This window comes from Microbacterium sp. SLBN-146, assembly GCF_006715145.1.
Taxonomy (GTDB): Bacteria; Actinomycetota; Actinomycetes; order Actinomycetales; family Microbacteriaceae; genus Microbacterium.
This window is the reverse complement of the sequence record NZ_VFMR01000001.1, coordinates 787,595-806,276: the sequence shown is the minus strand read 5'-3', so window position 1 is coordinate 806,276 and position 18,682 is coordinate 787,595. Positions and strand designations below refer to the sequence as shown.

Below are 18,682 nucleotides of genomic sequence, written 5' to 3'. Positions count from 1 at the left end.
ACCCGAACTGTCGTCGCGCGACACGACACACGACAGTTCGGGTCTTGTCGGTAGCGCTCAGGCGAGGAGCTTGGCCTTCGCAGCGGCGAACTCGGCGTCGTCGAGGATGCCCGCCTCCTTGAGGGCGGCGAGCTTCTGAAGTTCGGCGACGAGGTCCACGCCGCCAGTCGGCGCCGGCGCGGCGGGGGGCGCGGCCGGAGCCGGGGGCGCATACTGCGCGGCTGCGGCCTGCGCGGCGGCGTCGATCTGGGCCTGTTGCTGCGCGGCCTGGTACTGCTCCTGCTCGTACTGAGCCTGCGCCTTCTTCTGCTGATTGTTGGACACCGCTCCCGAGACCGCCGACGCCGTGCCCGCGACGACGGCCGTCCGTGCGGCGAGCCCGAGAAGCCCCGGGCGTCCCATCCTTCTGATCATGAGTTCTCCTCCTCGGTGTCGTCGACGAGATCGATGACGGCATTGACGATCGGAGCGGGGATCCGCTCCATGCTGAGTACGACGGCGCCCGAAGCGGAGATGCTCTGGGCGAGGCGACGCGCGTAGGCGAGTTCGAGGGCCGCGAGAACGGCCGATCCGCCGGGCGGTACCAACTCCGCAAGCTCCGCGACGTCCTCGTCGCCCACGATTCCGATCTCGTGCAGGTCGAGGGGAAAGTCGTCGTCCTCGATCTCGGTGACGGTGACATCGCCGTCGGCATCCTTCGAGATGACGACGAGATCCAGTAGACGGATCAGCCCGCCTTCGAGGAGTTCGGCGAGTGCGGCGATCGTCCCGGCATCGGGGCGCTCGCCTTCGAAACCGACGAGGTACAGCTCGACGGGTCCGTAACGGAATTCAGCCATGACCATCCCTTTCCGGATGCAGGAAAGCGGCTCCCGCATTGCAGTGGCACCGCCATCATGACGCGCACAGCCGCCCCGCGCCAGACCCGCGTGCCTCGCACGGTTCACTTGTCCCAAATGGCGGGCTCCGCGGCGCGGAGGTCGCCCTTTGAGACAAGTGAGCGGATGCCGGAACGCAGCGGCTACGCGGGGCCGAGGCGGAGCGTCTCGGGGCCTTCGCCCACAGTGAGGTCGTCGACGACGCGCACCGTGCGGGCGAGGTCGTCGATCGAGCCGATGACGAGGCCGAACCGCTCGCGGTCCGCGCAGACCGCCGTGATGGTCACGAACTGCGCCCCCGTGTCCCACGTGTACGTCACGAACGGAGGTGTGCGCGGGTCGGGCGGCAGCGGCATCGCGAGCTTCTCTCCGACGCCCAGGTACGTTCCGCGGAAGGACTCCGTGTCGTCGTACTCGATCGGCATCATCGCCCGCGCCGCGCGGAGCTGCGAGGTCGCCTCCTGTATCTGCGCCATTACGACGACCAGCTCGGGGTCGGCTTTCCACACCCAGACGAGCACGCGTCCCGCGGCGCGCTTCATGAGGAGCGGGGTCACCTGACTCATCGCCCACGCCGCGAACCCGCTTCCAGGCCGTTCGTCGGCTCCCATCGCGCGGTTCGCCTGGGACAGCAGCATCCGGATCGCCGCTTTGCGGTGACGGCGTCCGCGCCACCCCAGCGATGTGGTCACGGGAACCCAGAGCGCTGTGTCGGCATCGGCCTGCAGTCGAGACATGACTCCAGGGTAGGCGGGCGCGTTCGGCGGGGCGAAAGACGTGCTCGGGTACAGTGGGGTGCGGCGCGCGACCACTCTCTCGCGCACCGATCCGCCGCACAGACAGGCCGCAATTCCCCGTGACCGATCCCGCGACGCCCGACGATTCGCCCGCCGTCCCCGGCCAGGCGAACACGTCCGATGGTCATCGTCCGCTGAAGATCCTCATCGGCTCCGACACCTTCCTGCCGCACGTCAACGGCGCTGCGCGATTCACGGAGCGGCTCGCGGCGGGGCTCGTCGAACGGGGTCACGACGTGCACGTCATGGCCCCGAGCGCCACGCACTCCCAGCACGGGACGTTCACGGAGGTCGTCGAGGGGCAGCCGATGACGATGCACCGGCTGCCGGCGTGGCGGTATCTCCCGCACGACTGGCTCACCTTCGTGCTCCCATGGATGTCGAAGCACTACGCGCGTCGGACACTCGACGAGGTGAAGCCCGACGTCGTGCACATCCAGTCGCACATCGTGATCGGGAGGGGGCTGGCGCGCGAGGCGCGGAAACGCGGCATCCCGATGATCGCCACGAACCACGTCATGGCCGAGAACGTCGTCGACTTCACGACCCTTCCGCCGTTCCTCGACAAAGTGGTCGTCAAGCTCGCCTGGGATGACGCGAAGCGCACCTTCGACATGATGCGTGCCGTCACGACCCCGACGCGCCGCGCGGCGGACTTCCTGGAGTCGACCATCTCGATAGAGAACGTCATCCCCATCTCGTGCGGCATCGATGCGCGCAACTACACGGCCGACTTCTCGCCGCGCGACGCGCACCGGATCGTCTTCGTGGGGCGCCTCACGACCGAGAAGCAGATCGATGTCATCTTGCGGGCGTTGACGAAGCTCGATCCCGCCCTCGACGTGACGTTCGATGTCGTGGGGAAGGGCGATCAGCAGCGCAACCTGGAGCGCCTCACGGCCGAGCTCGGGCTGCAGGACCGCGTCACGTTCCACGGCCGGACGTCCGACGAGGAACTCCGCGGACACCTCACCCGCGCGAGCGTCTTCGCGATCGCCTCGATCGCCGAGCTCCAGTCGATCGCCACGATGGAGGCCATGGCGTCGGGCCTCCCCATCGTCGCGGCCGATGCCGTCGCGCTTCCGCACCTCGTCCACGACGGCGAGAACGGCTACCTGTTCGAGCCGGGCGACGTGGACGACTTGGCGGCCAAGTTGACGACCGTGCTCACGCAGACTCCCGAAGAGCGTCGTCGCATGCAGCAAGCGTCACTCGACGGCGTCAAGGTGCACGATATCCAGCGGACGCTCTCCACCTTCGAAGCGCTCTACCGCGACGAACCCCTGCCGGAGTGACGTCGTGCACGTCGTGATGTTCGGCGACCAGCATCTCGAGACGCTCGGCGGTGCGCAGGTCTCGATGCGTCTCCAGCGCCGGTTCCTCGAGAAGGCGGGCCACACGGTCACGATCGTCGCGCCTGCGATCCACGGGTCGCGGGCCCGAGCCGCGGCAGCGGACGCCGGCTACCTCGATACGCCATCCATCCCCATCACGCTCGATCGCGAGTACTCGCTGTCGTGGCCGGGCCGCCGCACGGACCGCTGGGTGGATGCCGCCATCGCCGCGCGCGGACACGTTGATGTCGTCCATGTGCAGGCGGACTTCTGGGGGGCGTTCACGGGCCACCGGTTCGCGCGGCGCCATGCGCTTCCCGTCGTCCACACGATGCACAACCGTGTCGATGTCGGGATCGAGGCGACCGCCCCCTTCCCCCGGCAGGTGCTCCGCGCGCTCAATGCGTGGGAGCGGCGCGCGATCGCCGCATCCTCACCCGGGTCGGACGGATGGGCCTACCTCCGTCGCCTCGCCGCGGGGTCCGACGCTGTCACGGCTCCGTCGACCCATTTCGCACGGCGGCTCGAGGCGCACGGGGTTGTGCCGCGTGCGGTCGGCGGGTCGGTCGACGTCATCTGGAACGGTCTCGACGACGATGTGCTCGAAGACGTGTTGTCGGATGCCGCGCCGGACCGTGCGGGCATACCGCGCTTCGTGTGGCTCGGGCGGATGAGCCCCGAGAAGAGATTGATGCCGTTCCTCGAGGCGGTCGCCGCGTCGGGTATCGACGCGGAGGTGGAGATCATCGGAGGTGGGGGCCAGCTTCGGGCCGCCCGCCGTTTCGTGGCGCGTTCGAACCCGCGGGCGGCCGTCCGCTTCGCGGGGCGGATGCCGTACGCCGAGACGCTCCGTCGCATCCGCCGTGCGGACGCCGTCGTGCAGACGTCGATCGGATTCGAGACCCAGGGCATGACGATCTTCGAGGCGGCGTCTCTCGGGACCCCGTCCGTCGTGAGCGACCCCGACCTCGCGAGAGAGCTCGAGTCCGGCTTCTGGGCCGTCGGAGGCGATGTCGATCGCGCGCCCGCCGCGGCGGACGACTCGGTCGCCGCCCTTGCCGCAGCGCTTCGGCGCGCGGCATCCGATCTCGAGTCCGGGACCGCGGTCGCCGTCAATCCGACGATCCGCGAGCGCTTCCGCCAGTCATCGCGCACCGCGGCCATGGTCGAGGTGTACGACCGCGTTCGCCGCTGACCCCGCTCGCTTGTCTTGAATGGCGGCCTGCGCGCGCCGCGAACCGCCATTCGCGACAAGTGAGCGGATGCCGAGGCTCGAAGCGCGGGTCAGGGGAGGCGTGAGCGGTCGGTCGGCACCCGACGGTACCCGTCCCGCGACACGGCGTTGAGGGTGGAGGCGACCGCGAGGGCCGCGAGGGCTGAAATGACGATCATGAGAAACATGGCAGAAACGCTACGCTTGCGTTAAAGCTGCCACGACTGGCAGGATGGACATAGATCGCACGAATACTGCCATGAGGAGCCGACATGAAGACCGTCGCCTGCATCGTCCAGCCGGGGTTCGCCCCCTTCGAGTTCGGCGTCGCATGCGAGGCCTTCGGGCTCGATCGGTCTTCCGACGGCATCCCGAACTTCGACTTCCGCATCGTCACCCCAGAGCCGGGCGCCGTGTCGTCCAGGATGGGGTTCTCGATCAACGTCGACGCCGACCTGTCGTTCGCCTACGAAGCGGACCTCGTCGTCGTGTCGCCCACACCGAGCGAGTCATGGGAACACGCCGATGAACGTGTGCTCGACGTCGTGCGCGATGCCGTCGACCGCGGTGCGTGGGTGCTGAGCGTCTGCAGTGGATCGTTCGTCCTCGCCGCGGCGGGTGTGCTCGACGGACGCCGCGCCACGACGCACTGGATGTACACCGACAAGATGGCGGCGATGTATCCCGCGGTCGACGTCGACCCCGATGTCCTCTACGTGCAGGACGGCCGCATCATCACGAGCGCCGGCACAGCCGCGGGGCTCGATGCGTGCCTCCACCTCCTCCGGCAGGAGCTCGGTGCGGAGATGACGAACCGCATCGCCCGCCGCATGGTCGTGCCACCTCAGCGCGATGGTGGACAGGCGCAGTTCATCGATTCGCCGCTCCCGCGCGTGACGTCGTTGTCGCTCGCTCCCGTGAGCGACTGGATGCTGGAGAACCTCCGCCTCGATCTCACGGTCGATCAGCTCGCGGCGAAGGCGCACATGTCGCCGCGCACGTTCGCCCGTCGCTTCAAGGCCGACTTCGGAGCCACTCCGGCGGCCTGGCTGGCGCGGCAGCGGATCCTGCACGCGCAGCGACTGCTCGAGAAGACCGATCTGGGGCTGGATCGCATCGCCTACGAATGCGGATTCGGGTCGGCGGCCGTGCTCCGGCAGAACTTCACGCGTGTTCTCGGCACGACCCCGACGGCATACCGCGCGCGGTTCTGCTGCACGCGCGAAGAGAGGGAGAACGCCTCGGAGCTCGTTCCGGTCGCATGAGCGGGGGCCTGGACGGAACTGAAGGTCGCTGGTAAACTTGAGTCAACACGGCTCAAGTTTTAGCCGCATAGATTTCAGGAGTCCACATGAACGCTCAGCCCCAGCCCGGACAGGAGGAGCAGCAAAGCCCCCTCGAACAGTTCGGCATCAACCTCACCGACCGTGCCCGACAGGGCAAGCTCGATCCCGTCATCGGTCGCGACAGCGAGATCAGGCGGGTCAGCCAGGTCCTCACACGCCGCACGAAGAACAACCCCGTCCTCATCGGCGAGCCCGGCGTCGGCAAGACGGCCGTCGTCGAAGGCCTCGCGCAGCGCATCGTCGCGGGTGACGTCGCCGAATCCCTCAAGAACAAGGAACTCGTCACCCTCGACATCTCCGCGCTCGTCGCGGGTGCCATGTACCGCGGTCAGTTCGAGGAACGGCTCAAGAGCGTCCTCAAGGAGATCACCGAGTCCGAGGGCCGCATCATCACGTTCATCGACGAGTTGCACGTCCTCATGGGCGCGGGAGGCGGAGAGGGCTCCGTTGCGGCATCCAACATGCTCAAGCCCATGCTTGCGCGCGGCGAACTGCGCCTCATCGGCGCGACGACGCTCGACGAGTACCGCGAGTTCATCGAGAAGGATGCCGCGCTGGAGCGCCGCTTCCAGCAGGTGTACGTCGGCGAACCAAGCGTCGAGGACACGATCGCGATCCTCCGCGGACTCAAGGAACGCTACGAGGCGCACCACAAGGTGGCGATCGCCGACGGTGCCCTGGTGGCCGCGGCATCCCTCTCTCACCGGTACATCCCGAGCAGACAGCTTCCCGATAAGGCGATCGACCTCATCGACGAAGCAGCGTCGCGTCTGCGGATGGAGATCGACTCCGCGCCGCTCGTGATCGACGAGCTGCGCCGGCACGTCGATCGCCTGAAGCTCGAAGAGATGGCGCTCAAGCGCGAGAAGGACGACGCCTCGAAGGAGCGCCTCGCGGCGCTGCGTGAGATGCTCGCCGACGAGCAGGAGCGTCTGGGCGAGCTCCAGCACCGGTGGGAGGAGGAGCGTGCGTCGCTCAACCTCGTCGGCGACCTCAAGACGCAACTGGATGCCGCGCGCATCGACGCCGATCGTGCGCAGCGCGAAGGCAACCTCGAGAAGGCGTCGCGACTGCTGTACGCCGAGATCCCCGCGCTCGAGCGGCGCCTCATCGAGGCGGAGAAGGCCGAGACGGCGGGCGATCGCATGGTCGGCGACCAGGTGACCGATGAGGACATCGCGAAGGTCATCGCCGCGTGGACGGGCATCCCGGTCGGACGGCTCCTGCAGGGAGAGACCGAGAAGCTCCTGCACCTCGAGGCGGAACTCGGCAAGAGGCTCATCGGGCAGAAGGAAGCCGTCAAGACGGTCGCGGATGCCGTGCGCCGCTCGCGCGCCGGGATCAGCGACCCGAATCGCCCGACAGGCTCGTTCCTCTTCCTGGGGCCTACGGGTGTCGGCAAGACCGAGCTGGCGAAGGCGCTCGCCGAGTTCCTGTTCGACGACGAGCACGCCATGGTGCGGATCGACATGTCGGAGTACGGCGAGAAGCACTCCGTCGCACGTCTCGTCGGCGCCCCTCCGGGCTACGTCGGATACGAGCAGGGTGGCCAGTTGACGGAGGCCGTGCGGCGGCGTCCGTACTCGGTCGTCCTGCTCGACGAGGTCGAGAAGGCGCATCCCGAGGTGTTCGACGTGCTGCTCCAGGTGATGGACGACGGGCGCCTCACCGACGGGCAGGGTCGGACGGTCGACTTCACGAACGTCATCCTGATCCTGACGTCGAACCTCGGCTCGCCGATCCTCATCGATCCGACGCTGTCGATCGAGCAGAAGACCGAGCAGGTGCGCGCCCTCGTGCGGCAGGCGTTCCGGCCCGAGTTCGTCAATCGGCTCGATGACACCGTGATCTTCCACGCGCTCACCGAGGACGATCTCGCCCAGATCGTCGAGCTGTCGGTCTATGCGCTCCAGCGTCGTCTGAAGGATCGTCGTCTCACGCTCGCCGTCACACCGGATGCTCGCGCGTGGCTCGCCGAACGCGGCTACGACCCGCTGTACGGTGCGCGGCCCCTGCGGCGCCTCATCCAGTCCGAGATCCAGGATCGTCTCGCGATGGCGATCCTCGGAGGGGCGGTCCGCGATGGCGACGTCGTGCGCGTCGACGTCGCGCTCGACGGCTCGTCGCTCGTGCTGACGAGCGACGGCGAGGCGCCCGCCGACCTCGACGAGGACGTCGTCGACGCCGAGATCGTCGAGGACTGACCCCCGCGGCATCCCTGCCCCCGGTGCGCCGAGAAGACCCGAACTGCGAGATTTCGACCCCGAGATCAGCGGTTCGGGTCTTTTCGGCGAGGAGGGGTCGATCCGTCGCGGGGTCTGTCCGTAGTGGCCGAGAAGACGCGAACTGCGCGAGTTCGGCCCTAGAAGCCGCGGTTCGGGTCTTTTCGGCGAAGAGAGGCCGGGATGCCGTGGGACCCCGCGCCCGCGCCCGGGGCGGACGGGGGGCGGGACCCCGAGCGCCGGACCGGGTCGGACGGGGCCCGGCGGGGGGCGGGGGTGAGAACATCGAGGGTGGGCATCGTGCGAGGGCTGTGGGGGGCTTCCCATCCGGGACCGACGCTCGTCGTGTCGGCCCTCGCCCTCGCGCTCGGACTCGCCGTGTCGCTCGAGGCGTGGCGGCTCGTGCTGTTGACGCTCGCGGTCTTCGCGGGTCAGTTGTCGGTCGGCATCTCCAACGACGCCTTCGACGCGGTACGTGATCACGCCGTCGGACGCCGCGACAAGCCGATCGCCCGCGGAGACATCCGCGTCGGCCAGGCCTCGTCCGCGGCCTTCACGGCGCTCGCTGCCGCGCTCCTGCTCTCGGCACCGCTCGGGTGGCGGATGCTGGCGCTCCACGCCCTCGTCCTGGGCTCGGCCTGGTCGTACAACGCGGGGCTCAAAGCGACGTCCGCGTCGATCGTTCCGTTCCTGCTGAGCTTCGGCGCCTTCCCCTCTCTCGCGACGCTCTCGGCGCCCGACCCGGCCGTCGCCGCCGGGTGGGCGTGGATCGCGGGCGCGGCGTTCGGCGCCGCCGTCCACCTCACGAACGTCCTCCCCGACCTCGACGACGACGCGCGCACGGGGATCCGCGGCCTCCCGCACCGGCTCGGGGGCCGCGTCTCCGCGACGATGGCAGCGATCGCGGTCGTCGGCGGCGCCGTCGCCGTGCTGCTGGGTCCGACTGACGGCGACATCAGCACGATCCCACCCCTGTCATGGATCTTCTTCACCGGTGTCGTCGCAGTCGCGGTCGTCACCGTCATCCGCGCGCTTGTGCGTCCGCCCGGGCGCATCCTCTTCCGCCTCGTCATGGGCGCGGCCCTGCTGCTCGCAGCGCAGCTCGTCGCCTCGGGTTCGGCGCTCGCCGCCTGACGCTCCGTCGAGCGTCAGCCTGCGTCGCGGTCGAAGCCCATCGCGTACGCGCGGGCGAACACCCCGCCCATCGGCGGAGCGAGCATGGCGCGCACGATCGTTCGCCGCACGCCGTCGGCCGCGCGACCCAGCCGACGCCCGAGCGCCGTATTGGCCGTTGCGAGGCGGGCGGCGGTCCGTGCGGATGCCACGCGGCGCCGTTCCCAGTCGTCGAGCGCTGCGTCGGGGGCGGTGCCCGTCCGGATCCACTCGATGAGAAGAGGAGCGAGGGTCGCGGCATCCAGGAACCCGAGGTTCATCCCCTGTCCGCCGATAGGGCTCACTTCGTGGGCGACGTCGCCGATCGTGAAGATCCGGCCGTTCCGCAGGCGCGGCGCGACGAACCTCCGCACGCCGAAGCCCGACGCCTCGCTGATCCCGCTCGCGTCATAGCCCCGCGCGGCGACGGCGGTGCGGAGCCGATCGACGCGCGCCGACGGATCGGGGTCGGCGTCGGGCGCATCCCACGCGACGAATCGTCGTTGTCCATCCCACAGGGGGAACGATTCCAGGACGCCCGCCGCATCGAGGTGCACGACGGCGACCTCATCGTCGGCGGAGGGCGGGGTCGCGGCATCCGACATGACATACCGGTCGGGATACGTGCGCACACGCGCCGCGCTGTCGCGATAGACGAGGTCGCGCCCGCCGGTGCCCGACGCGACAACGACGATCGGGCTCTCGCGCTCCGTCACGAAGCCCGACACGCCCGCCCGCACGACGACGCGATCGCCGCGAGGGAGGACGGCCGACACGAGCGCACTGCGGGTCGGTTCCGGCGCGTCCGCGGCGAGGACTGCCTCCGTTGCCGCCTGCGGGATGGTCGCGACGAACGGGAAGCGCGCGGACAGCCGATCGAACCGCACGGCGCCGAGGACGCGACCCGCGGAACGGGCTTCGCCGCGCCCCACGCGCGTCGCCCGTTCGAGGAGACGCTCGGTCACGCCCGACGGCTCGAGGGCGGCGAGGGCGGGGGCGTGCACGCCGATCGCACGCGAGCCCGCCGATGCCGACGGCCGGCGTTCGAGCAGCTCGACCTCGACGCCGGCCCGGCTCAACTGTCCCGCGAGCAGCAGGCCGACCGGCCCCGCTCCGATGACGGTGACGTCAGCCACGGCCCCTCCCGACTGCGAGCAGGCGGAAGGCTGCGGGGCTCTCGACGCGCCAGTCCGATCCCAGAACGGGCTGTAGCTCGGCGGGCGTGTAGCTGCGGCGGATGGAGCGGAGCCCGTCGGTCCGGAGGAAGGTGCCGGGCGCGAGGGGAGTGATCCCGACGGCGTACAGTCCGTAGGCGCCTGCGCTGCGCGCGATGTCGCCGTGGAGGACGGGGCCCGTCGACACAGCGAGCGAGTCGGCGGCGAAGACCTGGAGCTCGTCGTCGTCGAGATGGTGCAGCACGTGGTTGGAGAGGACCGCGTCGAACCGCTCGCCCGCATGACGGAGTTCGGACGACGTCGCTTGCACGAACGCGACGCCGGGTGTCGAGGTGCGCTGCGCGGCGTCGAGCGCGCGCGGGTCGGGGTCGGCGCCGGTCCACGTGACCTGGAGTCCGTCGGCTCGCGCGAGCGTCGCGAGGCGCCGGACGACGTCCCCGCCCCCCGATCCGAGGTCGAGGACGCGGGCGGGGCGCCCGAGGCGCTGCAGCTCGGGGCGCAGGAGTTGACGATAGACGCGCCCCCACGCCGAGACGAGGCGGTTGACGACGCCGAACCGCGCGTAGGTGGCCGCGAGTCGCCGCGGATCGCACGCGGGGTCGTCCATGAGCTCGCGGAGGTCAGGGTCCCGTCGGCTCAGGTCGAGGCGCGTCGCCGTGATCATCCGGGGATCGTCTCGCGCTCGATGGGGCGCACGCGCGCGCCGCTCTCGGTCGAAACGGCGACGGGCGTCGCCGCAACGACCCCCTCTCGCCGGACGAGCCGCGCTGACTCGACGGTGAGCCCCGGCCCGAACGCGACAGCGCCGATCCGGTCGTTGTCGGCGACGCCGTTCCTCCACAGTTCGTCGATGACGAAGAGCACGGTGGCGCTGGACATGTTCCCGTAGGTGCGGAGCACGTCGCGCGAGACGGCGAGAGCATCCTGCGGTGCGTCGAGAGCCGCCTCGACGCGATCCAGGATGCTGCGACCGCCGGGGTGCACGGCCCACGCGTCGATCGGGGTCTCACCACCGAGGAGACCGTCGAGCGCCGCGCGGGCGTGGGCGCCGACCAGGCGCGGAACCTGCGCCGTGAGGGTCATCTCGAAGCCCGTGTCGCCGATGATCCACTGCATGTCCTGCGCGCCTTCGGGGAGGAGCCTGGTCTGGAATCCGTCGAGTTCGAGACGTTCGCGGTCCTCATGGGTCGGGTCTGCCGTCACGATCACGGCGGCGGCGCCATCGGCGAAGACGGATGCCGCGACGATCTGCTCCGGGTCCTCCGAACTCCGCAAGTGGAGCGAACAGAGCTCCGCCGTCGCGACGAGGACGACGGCTGTCGGGTCGCTCGCGGCGATGTGGCCCGCGAGCCGCAACGCGGGCATGGCGGCGGCGCATCCGATGAAGCCCAGGTGGAACCGCTGCACACCGGCGCTCAAGCCGAGGTCGCGGATCAGGTCGACGTCGGGTCCCGGGGCGTAGAGGCCCGTGCAGGAGACGGTCACGACGTGGGTCACGGCCGCGCGGCTCATACCCGCGCGAGACAGCGCCTGCGAAGATGCGGCGGCGAAGAGGGCGGGTGCGCTCCGGCGATACTCGTCGTTGCGAGCCCCCGTCCGAGGGGCGAGGAGCGCGCCACCGTCGGCCCGCACGCGGAGGCCCCCGGGTGCGTCACCGGCGAGCTCCGGAAGCACGGTATGGCGAGTATCGATCGCGGAGGCCTCGAAGGCGGCGAAGATGAGTCGCTGGGCTCTCCGGCTCAGACCGGGTTGGCTCGCGAACATGTCGCGGACGTCGTCTTGGCGCAGACTCGTCGGCGGCACCGCCGTGCCGATGGACAGGATGCTCGGGACCATGCTTCACGATAGGCGCGTTCGGGCCTTTCGCGCTCGTACTGGCGCACGTATGACAAGACGTCTATTGTCCCGTCGCCGCGAGCCGTGCCCGCGTAGCGTGGGTGCATGACGATCGCGACGGCAGACCTGTACGACGAGCGCGGCGAAGAACTCGATTCGGTCGCGCGGCAATTCCAGGACCTCGGCGGACGCGCGGCGTTCGACGGGCCCGTGCGCACCGTCCGCTGTCACCGCGACAACGCCCTCGTCAAGTCGGTGCTCTCGTCGCCCGGACACGGCGCCGTCCTCGTCGTCGACGGCGGTGGGTCGCTCGAGTCCGCGCTCGTCGGCGATCTCATCGCGGCTTCCGCGGTCGAGAACGGGTGGGCCGGGATCATCGTGAACGGGGCGATCCGCGACCGCGAGGCGCTCGCGCGTCTCGACCTCGGCATCAAGGCGCTGGGCTCGAATCCGCGCAAGAGCGCCAAGGCGGGTGTTGGCGAGGTCGATGTGCCGGTCACGATCGCGGGCGTGGTCTTCGCTCCTGGCCTGCACGTGTGGGCCGATGCCGACGGCATCCTCGTCGAGCGCTGAAGCTTCCACCCCCTCGACATCGCGCGGAGATCGGCGGATGCTGGAGACTCCACGATCGGGAGGTCCGTCCATGTTCGATACCGACCGCGCCTTCGGGGGTTTCTCCGTCGATGACATCGATGCGGCGCGCACGTTCTATCGCGACACGCTCGAGCTCGACGTCCACGACAACGAGATGGGCTTCCTCGAGCTGCGACTCTCGTCGGGAGGGCACATCCTCATCTACGGGAAGCCGAACCACGAGCCCGCGAGCTTCACGATCCTGAACTTCCCCGTCGACGACATCGACGCCGCCGTGGACGCCCTCAACGCGAAGGGCGTGCAGACGAAGATCTACGGGGATGACGAGTTCCCCTCCGACTCGAAGGGCATCGTCCGCGAGGTCGGCGGCCCCCCGATCGCCTGGTTCCGCGATCCCGCGGGCAACGTCCTCGCCGTCCTCGAGTCCTGACCCGTCGAGAACCCTGACCCGTCGAGAACCCGGAGTCTCGCCGAGACTCCCCGTTGCACACCGCGCACAACGGGGAGTCTCGGCGAGATCGCGGGTTCTCGACGGATGCCGCGGCAGAGCCGGGACGGATGCCGCGGCTCAGCCGCGCAGAGCGTCCATGAGCTTGACGCGCGCGCCCATCCGCAGGAGGGAGTTGTCGTAGATCTTCGCTCCGATGAGGATCGCGGCGATGCACGTGACGAACAGGATGGCGAGCGAGAGCAGCGGCTCCCACCACTCCGCCTGCCCCAGGAAGAGGCGCATCGGCATGCCGACGGGAGCCGAGAACGGCACGTACGACATGACGGTCAGGACCGTCGCGTTGTTCCACAGGAAGATGACGAGGAAGTACGGCGCCATGATCAGGAGGATGAGCGGGCCCGTCGTCGATCCGATGTCCTCCTGCCGCGAGACCATCGCGGCAGCCGCGGCGAAGAGCGCCGCGAGCAGGATGAACCCGAAGAGGAAGAAGATCGCGAACCAGATGATCGGCGCTCCGATGCCCTGGAGGAGTTCGGTCTGACCCGTGACGGTGAGACCGACGACGATGATCGCCGCCAGGATGAGGATCTGACCCATCGCGAGCACGGTGTTCCCGATGACCTTGCCGGCCAGAAGGGCGCGGGTCGGGATCGCCGAGATGAGGAGCTCCACGACGCGCGTCTGCTTCTCTTCGACGACGCTCTGCGCGATCGTCGAGCCGAACATCTGCGCCGACAGGAGGAAGACGAACCCGAAGCCGATCGCGACGATGTAGCCGACGAAGTTCCATGCTCCCGCGGGATCGAGCAGCTCGACGGTCGGCGGGACGGACAGTCCGAGCAGCACGGTCGAGGAGACGTCGCTCTCGGCGATGACGGTGAACCCCGTCGGGGAGGCGGAGTCGCCGACGATCGCGAGATCGACGTCGCCCGCCGTCACGAGGTCTTCCGCCGCAGCGCGGTCGGACACCTCCGTGATCTCGAGTCCCGCCGTCGATGGCAGCAGCTGCTGCGCATCGGACGTGACGGCGACCGGCGTGCCGGAGGTGTTCCCCGCCGCGAAGCCGGCCCAGACGACGCCGATGAGGGCGATCCCGAAAAGGATGCCGAAGGAGATGAGGAACGACTTGCTGCGCAGCTTCGAGCCGATCTCTCGTTCGGCGACGAGCCACGTGCTCTGAGCGAAGTTGGGGGCGGCAGGCCCCTGCGTGCGGCGGGCCGGTGTCGTGAGGGTGCTCACTGGATGACCTCCTTGAAGATCTGGGCGAGGGACGGATGCTGCGGCGAGAAGCTCGCGACGTCTCCCTGCTCGACGGCACGACGGAGGATCCGCTGCGCCGTCTCGTCGGAATCGACGTCGAACAGGGCATAGCCCCCGTCGAAGTCGTGCACGTCGACGCCCGGCTCGTCACGGAGCCAGCCGGCGTCGCCCGTCGAAACGAGCTCGTAGCGACGGTTCGAGTGCTGCGCTCGCAGTTCGTCACGCGGGCCGGCCGCCCGGATCGTTCCACCGGCGATGATGACGAGGTCGTCGCACAGCCGCTCGACGACATCGAGCTGGTGCGAGGAGAAGAGGACCGAGGCTCCGTCGGCTGCCCGCTGCTGCAGAACGGTCGCGACGACATCGACGGCGAGCGGATCGAGACCCGAGAACGGCTCGTCGAGGATCAGCACCTTCGGATCGTGGACGAGGGCGGCGGCGATCTGCGCGCGCTGCTGGTTTCCGAGCGACAGTGTCTCGATGTTGTCGCCGAGGCGCTCGCCGAGGCCGAGTTCCTCGAGCAGTGCACGCGCGCGCTCCGTCGCGTCGGACTTCGAGAACCCGTGCAGGCGTGCGAGGTAGACGACCTGGTCGAGCACCTTCATCTTCGGGTACAGGCCCCGCTCTTCGGGCATGTACCCGAACGAACGCCGGTCGGCGGCCGTGACGGCCGCTCCGTCGAGCGCGACGACGCCGTCGTCTTTCGCGAGCACCCCGAGGATGATGCGCATCGTCGTCGTCTTGCCCGCTCCGTTGCCGCCGACGAAGCCCGTCAGGCGCCCCGGGCGGACGTCGAAGCCGATGTCGTCGAGCACGCGGCGTCCGCCGTAGCTCTTCGTGATGCCGGTCAGAGTCAGCATGCGATCCTCCTGTGGTCCATGACATCGACGCTACGGAGGGGTGCGGGTCGCGGCATCCCCCTCAGGGCGGGTCTTGCCCTCTCCACCTCGCGGGGGAGACGAGGTTACCTGGGAAGACTCTATGCGCGGGAATAGACCGCTGACACGGTTCCTTGACACCGGTGGAACGTCCACGGTGGTCCCCGCCGGGGACGCCTTTCATTTCACGTGAGGAACGCACATGACCGACCGCACCATCGGCTACATCGTCGGCAGCATCTCGTCGACGTCGATCAACCGGCGACTCGCCAAGGCGCTCGAGCGTCTGGCTCCCGAGGGCACGACGCTCGTGGAGATCCCGATCAAGGATCTGCCCTTCTACTCGCAGGACTTCGATGCCGACTTCCCGCAGGTCGCGCGTGACTTCAAGCAGGCCATCGACGACGTCGACGGTGTCATCATCGTGACGCCCGAGTACAGCCGCTCGATCCCCGGCGTCCTCAAGAACGCCCTCGACTGGTCGGCGCGCCCGTGGGGTCAGGGTTCCTTCAACGGCAAGCCGACCGCCGTCATCGGAACCTCCGGTGGCCCGATCGGGACGGCCGCGGCGCAGCAGCACCTCAAGGCGATCCTGAGCCACTACAACGCTCCGACCCTCGGGCAGCCCGAGGCGTACATCCAGTCCCTCCCCGGTGTCTTCACCGACACGGGAGAAGTGACCGACGACCAGATGGCCGAGTTCCTCGTCGGCTACCTCGAGGCCTTCGGGACGCTCGTCGACCGCTACGCACGGGTGCCCGTCTCGGCCTGACCCAGGTTCGTCACTCCATCACGTCGCACGGCCTCGCCGAGGGATCAGCCTCAGGCGAGGCCGTGCTGGTGTGCGTAGACGACGGCGGCGACGCGGTCCCTCGCCCCGAGCTTCTGCAGGATGTTCGACACGTGCGTCTTGACGGTCGCCTCCCCGATGTAGAGGCGCTGCGCGATCTCGGCGTTGCTCATCGCCTGTGCGACGAGCCGCAGCACTTCCTCTTCACGGTCGGTGAGCGGGGCGGCGATGGCGCCGGTCGTCGTGCGCGCGGCCGACGGACTCGCCGCCGACGACGCGGGGGAGGCGGGATGCTGCCCCGCGAACCGCTCGATCACCCGCCGTGTGACCTCGGGTGCCAGGAGGGCGTCGCCGGCCGCCGCGACCCGTACGGCCGTCACGAGCTCTTCCGGACCGGCGTTCTTGAGGAGGAAGCCGCTCGCTCCTGCCGAAAGGGCCTCGAACAGGTAGTCGTCGCGGTCGAAGGTCGTCACGATCACGACGGCGGCGGTCAGTGCGGGGTCGGCGACGATCCGGCGGGTCGCCTCGATTCCGTCGAGGACCGGCATCTGAACGTCCATGCAGATCACGTCCGGGCGGAGGGCGGATGCCGCGGCGACAGACGCCTCACCGTCGGCCGCCTCGCCGACGACCTCGATGTCCTCCTGCGCTTCGAGGATCATCCGGAAGCCCGCCCGCATGACCGCGTGGTCATCGACGAGGAGGACGCGGATCGGGCTCACGCGAGCACCGCCGCGGGAGCGGGAACCTTCACGCGCACGAGGAACCCGCCGCGCGTGCGGGGACCGATCTCGATGCGACCGCCCGACGCGGCCGCGCGCTCGCGCATTCCGACGATGCCGAGCCCCGTGCGGGTCCCCGATGACGTGTTGCGGCCGCTGCTGACGATCTCGAGCTCGATGTCCGTGCCGTACCGCACGCGCACGTCGGCCGTCGCGTCGGGCCCGCTGTGCCGCCGGGCGTTCGTGAGCGCTTCCTGGGTGATGCGATAGAGGTTGACCTGCACGACCTCGGGAAGGTCGACAGGGGCGCCGACGACTGTGAACGTCGTGGGGAGGCCGTTCTCGTTCGCGTGCGCTACGAGCGACCCGATGTCGTCGAGGCGCAGCGTCGACCCCTCTGTCGGCTCACCGCCGGGCTCGCGCAGGGTCTCGAGCAGCTGGCGCAGGTCGGTGAGGGCCGACCGCGCCGACGCCTCGATACCCGCGAGCGCGGTGCGCGCGGCATCCGGATCCTTCTCCAGCACCGCGCGGGCCGCCCCCGCCTGTACGCCCATCGCCGAGACGTGGTGGGCGACGACGTCGTGCAGTTCGCGTGCGATCCGGACGCGGTCCAGAGTGACGGCCTGCGCCGCGGCAAGGTCGCGAGCCGCTTCGAGCTCGCGTGTCCGCTCCTCCAGTGCCGCGCGCTCGAGCGCGGCGACGTGCGCGCGATCACCCATGTAGTAAGCGCCGGCGAAGAACGCGACGTTGACCAGGAGCTGCATCAGCATGAACGCGACGAACGGTGAGAAGAGTCCGACTCGGGACAGTCCGTCGTCGTCGGGCGACGTGGCGGACTGGAACATCGTCACGAGCAGCCAGACGAACATCGCCACGATGATCGAGACGCGGACGATCGTCGCCCTGCGCCGATCGTCGACCCACGCGCCGACCGTGTAGAGGGCGATGAACAGCGCGATGTTGCCGACGTACACCTCGGGGATGCGGAACGACACGGCGATGAAGAACGCGACCGCGACCGTGACCGCCGCGATGACCGGCGCCCGGCGACGGAAGGCGAGGGGAACGGTCAGACCGACCGCGTAGAGGAGGCCCCACTCCATTCCGGGGGTGTCCTCGCCGTAGAGCCCTGCGACCGAGCCGAGCGCCGTGCTGAGGATCGCGCCGACGAGGAGGCCTCCCGCGAGCCACACGTCGGCACGGAGACCGTCACGAGTGACCGGTGTGCGCGCGCGCAGCGGCGGCGATGAGTCGATCATGCCTCCACGGTACGCAGGCGTCGGCCACGCGGCATCCGTCTGGGGGTGGAGACGCTTGTTCCGGCACGCCCTCACGCCTATCGTCGGGGCGAGGAGGAGCCATGGCACGCGGACGCATCGTCATCGACCTGTTCACGACGCTCGACGGCGTGGCGCAGGCGCCCGGGGGACCCGACGAAGACCCGTCGAACGGATTCCCGTGGGGCGGATGGCAGGCTCCCATCCCCGATGCGATGGTCGGCGAGCAGGTCGACGCCTACATCCACTCGATGGACGCGTTGCTGCTCGGCCACCGGACCTACGACATCTTCGCGGCGTACTGGCCGCAGCACACCGACGGTCCAGCCGGGCTCATCGGGCGTACGTTCGACGCCGTGCCCAAGTACGTCGCATCGCGCCGGGCATTCGAGCCCGAGTGGTCCGGCACGACGCGGATCGGTGATGACATCGGCCACGAGGTCGAAGCCCTGCGGCACCGGCACGCCGAGGTCCATGTGGTCGGCAGCGTCGACCTCGTCCAAACGCTCCTCGCGCGGGAGCTCTACGACGAACTCCGGCTCTGGGTGTATCCCGTCGTCCTGGGTGAGGGCAAGAGAGTGTTCCCGGATGCCGCGACCCCCGCCCGACTCCGCCTCGTCGAGCCGCCGATCAGCGGCGACGGGGGCGTCGTGCAGCTGCGGTACGCGCCGGCGGGAAGCCCGATCACGGGCGACATGGAGGCCGTCGACCGAGACGGCTGACGCGGCGTGGGAACACGGATGCCGCGACGGCCCAC

19 protein-coding genes are annotated in these 18,682 nt (G+C 69.4%); 9 read left to right on the top strand and 10 right to left on the bottom strand.

Annotated elements, in window-relative coordinates:
* Window positions 1-57: 57 nt before the first annotated feature.
* From FBY39_RS03410 to FBY39_RS03400, 3 genes are all read right to left on the bottom strand, one after another.
* Window positions 58-414, bottom strand: coding sequence for an SHOCT domain-containing protein (locus FBY39_RS03410; RefSeq protein WP_260837422.1), 357 nt, complete (start codon window positions 412-414; stop codon window positions 58-60).
* A complete protein-coding gene (locus tag FBY39_RS03405) occupies window positions 411-839 on the bottom strand; it encodes a DUF6325 family protein (protein ID WP_260837421.1) in 429 nt (142 codons plus the stop codon). Before FBY39_RS03405 ends, FBY39_RS03410 begins: the two co-directional genes overlap by 4 nt.
* A gap of 182 nt (window positions 840-1,021) precedes the next feature.
* Window positions 1,022-1,615, bottom strand: a complete 594-nt coding sequence (locus FBY39_RS03400; protein WP_141930256.1) for a hypothetical protein — start codon at window positions 1,613-1,615, stop codon at window positions 1,022-1,024.
* 119 nt (window positions 1,616-1,734) lie between these two features.
* On the opposite strand from FBY39_RS03400, the gene FBY39_RS03395 reads away from it, so the two are divergent.
* The 5 genes from FBY39_RS03395 (at window position 1,735) to FBY39_RS03375 (ending at window position 8,924) form a co-directional block, all read left to right on the top strand.
* Window positions 1,735-2,970, top strand: a complete 1,236-nt coding sequence (locus FBY39_RS03395; RefSeq protein ID WP_141930255.1) for a glycosyltransferase — start codon at window positions 1,735-1,737, stop codon at window positions 2,968-2,970.
* 4 nt (window positions 2,971-2,974) lie between these two features.
* Window positions 2,975-4,204, top strand: coding sequence for a glycosyltransferase (locus tag FBY39_RS03390; protein ID WP_141930254.1), 1,230 nt, complete (start codon window positions 2,975-2,977; stop codon window positions 4,202-4,204).
* Between the two features lie 290 nt (window positions 4,205-4,494).
* The gene (locus tag FBY39_RS03385; protein WP_141930253.1) at window positions 4,495-5,487 is read left to right on the top strand and encodes a GlxA family transcriptional regulator; all 993 of its coding nucleotides are present in this window, start codon (window positions 4,495-4,497) and stop codon (window positions 5,485-5,487) included.
* A gap of 86 nt (window positions 5,488-5,573) precedes the next feature.
* Window positions 5,574-7,772 carry an ATP-dependent Clp protease ATP-binding subunit gene (locus FBY39_RS03380; protein ID WP_141930252.1) on the top strand — a complete coding sequence of 733 codons (2,199 nt, stop codon included), beginning with the start codon at window positions 5,574-5,576 and terminating at the stop codon, window positions 7,770-7,772.
* A gap of 318 nt (window positions 7,773-8,090) precedes the next feature.
* On the top strand, window positions 8,091-8,924 hold the full coding sequence (locus FBY39_RS03375) for a UbiA family prenyltransferase (RefSeq protein ID WP_260837420.1): 834 nt from the start codon (window positions 8,091-8,093) through the stop codon (window positions 8,922-8,924).
* Between the two features lie 14 nt (window positions 8,925-8,938).
* On the opposite strand, the gene FBY39_RS03370 is transcribed toward FBY39_RS03375, so the two are convergent.
* Genes FBY39_RS03370 through FBY39_RS03360 form a run of 3 tightly spaced genes read right to left on the bottom strand, consistent with a single transcriptional unit; the run spans window position 8,939 to window position 11,953 of the window.
* Window positions 8,939-10,078, bottom strand: coding sequence for an NAD(P)/FAD-dependent oxidoreductase (locus FBY39_RS03370; protein WP_141930250.1), 1,140 nt, complete (start codon window positions 10,076-10,078; stop codon window positions 8,939-8,941).
* Window positions 10,071-10,781, bottom strand: a complete 711-nt coding sequence (locus FBY39_RS03365; protein WP_141930249.1) for a methyltransferase domain-containing protein — start codon at window positions 10,779-10,781, stop codon at window positions 10,071-10,073. Before FBY39_RS03365 ends, FBY39_RS03370 begins: the two co-directional genes overlap by 8 nt.
* Window positions 10,778-11,953, bottom strand: coding sequence for a type III polyketide synthase (locus FBY39_RS03360; RefSeq protein WP_141930248.1), 1,176 nt, complete (start codon window positions 11,951-11,953; stop codon window positions 10,778-10,780). Before FBY39_RS03360 ends, FBY39_RS03365 begins: the two co-directional genes overlap by 4 nt.
* 105 nt (window positions 11,954-12,058) lie before the next feature.
* Here FBY39_RS03360 and rraA point away from each other — a divergent pair, with 105 nt between their 5' ends.
* Window positions 12,059-12,526: a ribonuclease E activity regulator RraA gene (gene rraA / locus FBY39_RS03355; protein ID WP_141930247.1), complete on the top strand. Its 468-nt coding sequence runs from the start codon at window positions 12,059-12,061 to the stop codon at window positions 12,524-12,526.
* Between the two features lie 70 nt (window positions 12,527-12,596).
* Window positions 12,597-12,977 (top strand): VOC family protein, encoded by a 381-nt coding sequence (locus FBY39_RS03350; protein WP_141930246.1) that lies wholly within the window; start codon window positions 12,597-12,599, stop codon window positions 12,975-12,977.
* A gap of 138 nt (window positions 12,978-13,115) precedes the next feature.
* On the opposite strand, the gene FBY39_RS03345 is transcribed toward FBY39_RS03350, so the two are convergent.
* Both FBY39_RS03345 and FBY39_RS03340 read right to left on the bottom strand, forming a co-directional pair.
* Window positions 13,116-14,237 carry an ABC transporter permease gene (locus tag FBY39_RS03345; RefSeq protein ID WP_141930245.1) on the bottom strand — a complete coding sequence of 374 codons (1,122 nt, stop codon included), beginning with the start codon at window positions 14,235-14,237 and terminating at the stop codon, window positions 13,116-13,118.
* A complete protein-coding gene (locus FBY39_RS03340; RefSeq protein ID WP_141930244.1) occupies window positions 14,234-15,118 on the bottom strand; it encodes an ABC transporter ATP-binding protein in 885 nt (294 codons plus the stop codon). Before FBY39_RS03340 ends, FBY39_RS03345 begins: the two co-directional genes overlap by 4 nt.
* Before the next feature lie 220 nt (window positions 15,119-15,338).
* Here FBY39_RS03340 and FBY39_RS03335 point away from each other — a divergent pair, with 220 nt between their 5' ends.
* Window positions 15,339-15,908, top strand: a complete 570-nt coding sequence (locus FBY39_RS03335; protein WP_141930243.1) for an NADPH-dependent FMN reductase — start codon at window positions 15,339-15,341, stop codon at window positions 15,906-15,908.
* A 50-nt stretch (window positions 15,909-15,958) separates the two neighbouring features.
* Here FBY39_RS03335 and FBY39_RS03330 read toward each other — a convergent pair whose 3' ends face one another.
* Together FBY39_RS03330 and FBY39_RS03325 are read right to left on the bottom strand one after the other, a co-directional pair.
* Window positions 15,959-16,606, bottom strand: a complete 648-nt coding sequence (locus tag FBY39_RS03330; protein ID WP_396652295.1) for a response regulator — start codon at window positions 16,604-16,606, stop codon at window positions 15,959-15,961.
* 38 nt (window positions 16,607-16,644) lie between these two features.
* Window positions 16,645-17,907 (bottom strand): sensor histidine kinase, encoded by a 1,263-nt coding sequence (locus tag FBY39_RS03325; RefSeq protein WP_141930241.1) that lies wholly within the window; start codon window positions 17,905-17,907, stop codon window positions 16,645-16,647.
* A 101-nt stretch (window positions 17,908-18,008) separates the two neighbouring features.
* On the opposite strand from FBY39_RS03325, the gene FBY39_RS03320 reads away from it, so the two are divergent.
* On the top strand, window positions 18,009-18,647 hold the full coding sequence (locus tag FBY39_RS03320) for a dihydrofolate reductase family protein (protein WP_141930240.1): 639 nt from the start codon (window positions 18,009-18,011) through the stop codon (window positions 18,645-18,647).
* Window positions 18,648-18,682 lie beyond the last annotated feature (35 nt).

What these genes read in the sequence shown, in the direction of transcription:
- FBY39_RS03410 (WP_260837422.1), bottom strand. Translation starts at nt 414, where the DNA reads ATGATCAGAAGGATGGGACGCCCGGGGCTTCTCGGGCTCGCCGCACGG.
- FBY39_RS03405 (WP_260837421.1), bottom strand. Translation starts at nt 839, where the DNA reads ATGGCTGAATTCCGTTACGGACCCGTCGAGCTGTACCTCGTCGGTTTC.
- FBY39_RS03400 (WP_141930256.1), bottom strand. Translation starts at nt 1,615, where the DNA reads ATGTCTCGACTGCAGGCCGATGCCGACACAGCGCTCTGGGTTCCCGTG.
- FBY39_RS03385 (WP_141930253.1), top strand. Translation starts at nt 4,495, where the DNA reads ATGAAGACCGTCGCCTGCATCGTCCAGCCGGGGTTCGCCCCCTTCGAG.
- FBY39_RS03380 (WP_141930252.1), top strand. Translation starts at nt 5,574, where the DNA reads ATGAACGCTCAGCCCCAGCCCGGACAGGAGGAGCAGCAAAGCCCCCTC.
- FBY39_RS03365 (WP_141930249.1), bottom strand. Translation starts at nt 10,781, where the DNA reads ATGATCACGGCGACGCGCCTCGACCTGAGCCGACGGGACCCTGACCTC.
- FBY39_RS03360 (WP_141930248.1), bottom strand. Translation starts at nt 11,953, where the DNA reads ATGGTCCCGAGCATCCTGTCCATCGGCACGGCGGTGCCGCCGACGAGT.
- rraA (WP_141930247.1), top strand. Translation starts at nt 12,059, where the DNA reads ATGACGATCGCGACGGCAGACCTGTACGACGAGCGCGGCGAAGAACTC.
- FBY39_RS03350 (WP_141930246.1), top strand. Translation starts at nt 12,597, where the DNA reads ATGTTCGATACCGACCGCGCCTTCGGGGGTTTCTCCGTCGATGACATC.
- FBY39_RS03340 (WP_141930244.1), bottom strand. Translation starts at nt 15,118, where the DNA reads ATGCTGACTCTGACCGGCATCACGAAGAGCTACGGCGGACGCCGCGTG.
- FBY39_RS03335 (WP_141930243.1), top strand. Translation starts at nt 15,339, where the DNA reads ATGACCGACCGCACCATCGGCTACATCGTCGGCAGCATCTCGTCGACG.
- FBY39_RS03330 (WP_396652295.1), bottom strand. Translation starts at nt 16,606, where the DNA reads ATGCGGGCGGGCTTCCGGATGATCCTCGAAGCGCAGGAGGACATCGAG.
- FBY39_RS03325 (WP_141930241.1), bottom strand. Translation starts at nt 17,907, where the DNA reads ATGATCGACTCATCGCCGCCGCTGCGCGCGCGCACACCGGTCACTCGT.
- FBY39_RS03320 (WP_141930240.1), top strand. Translation starts at nt 18,009, where the DNA reads ATGGCACGCGGACGCATCGTCATCGACCTGTTCACGACGCTCGACGGC.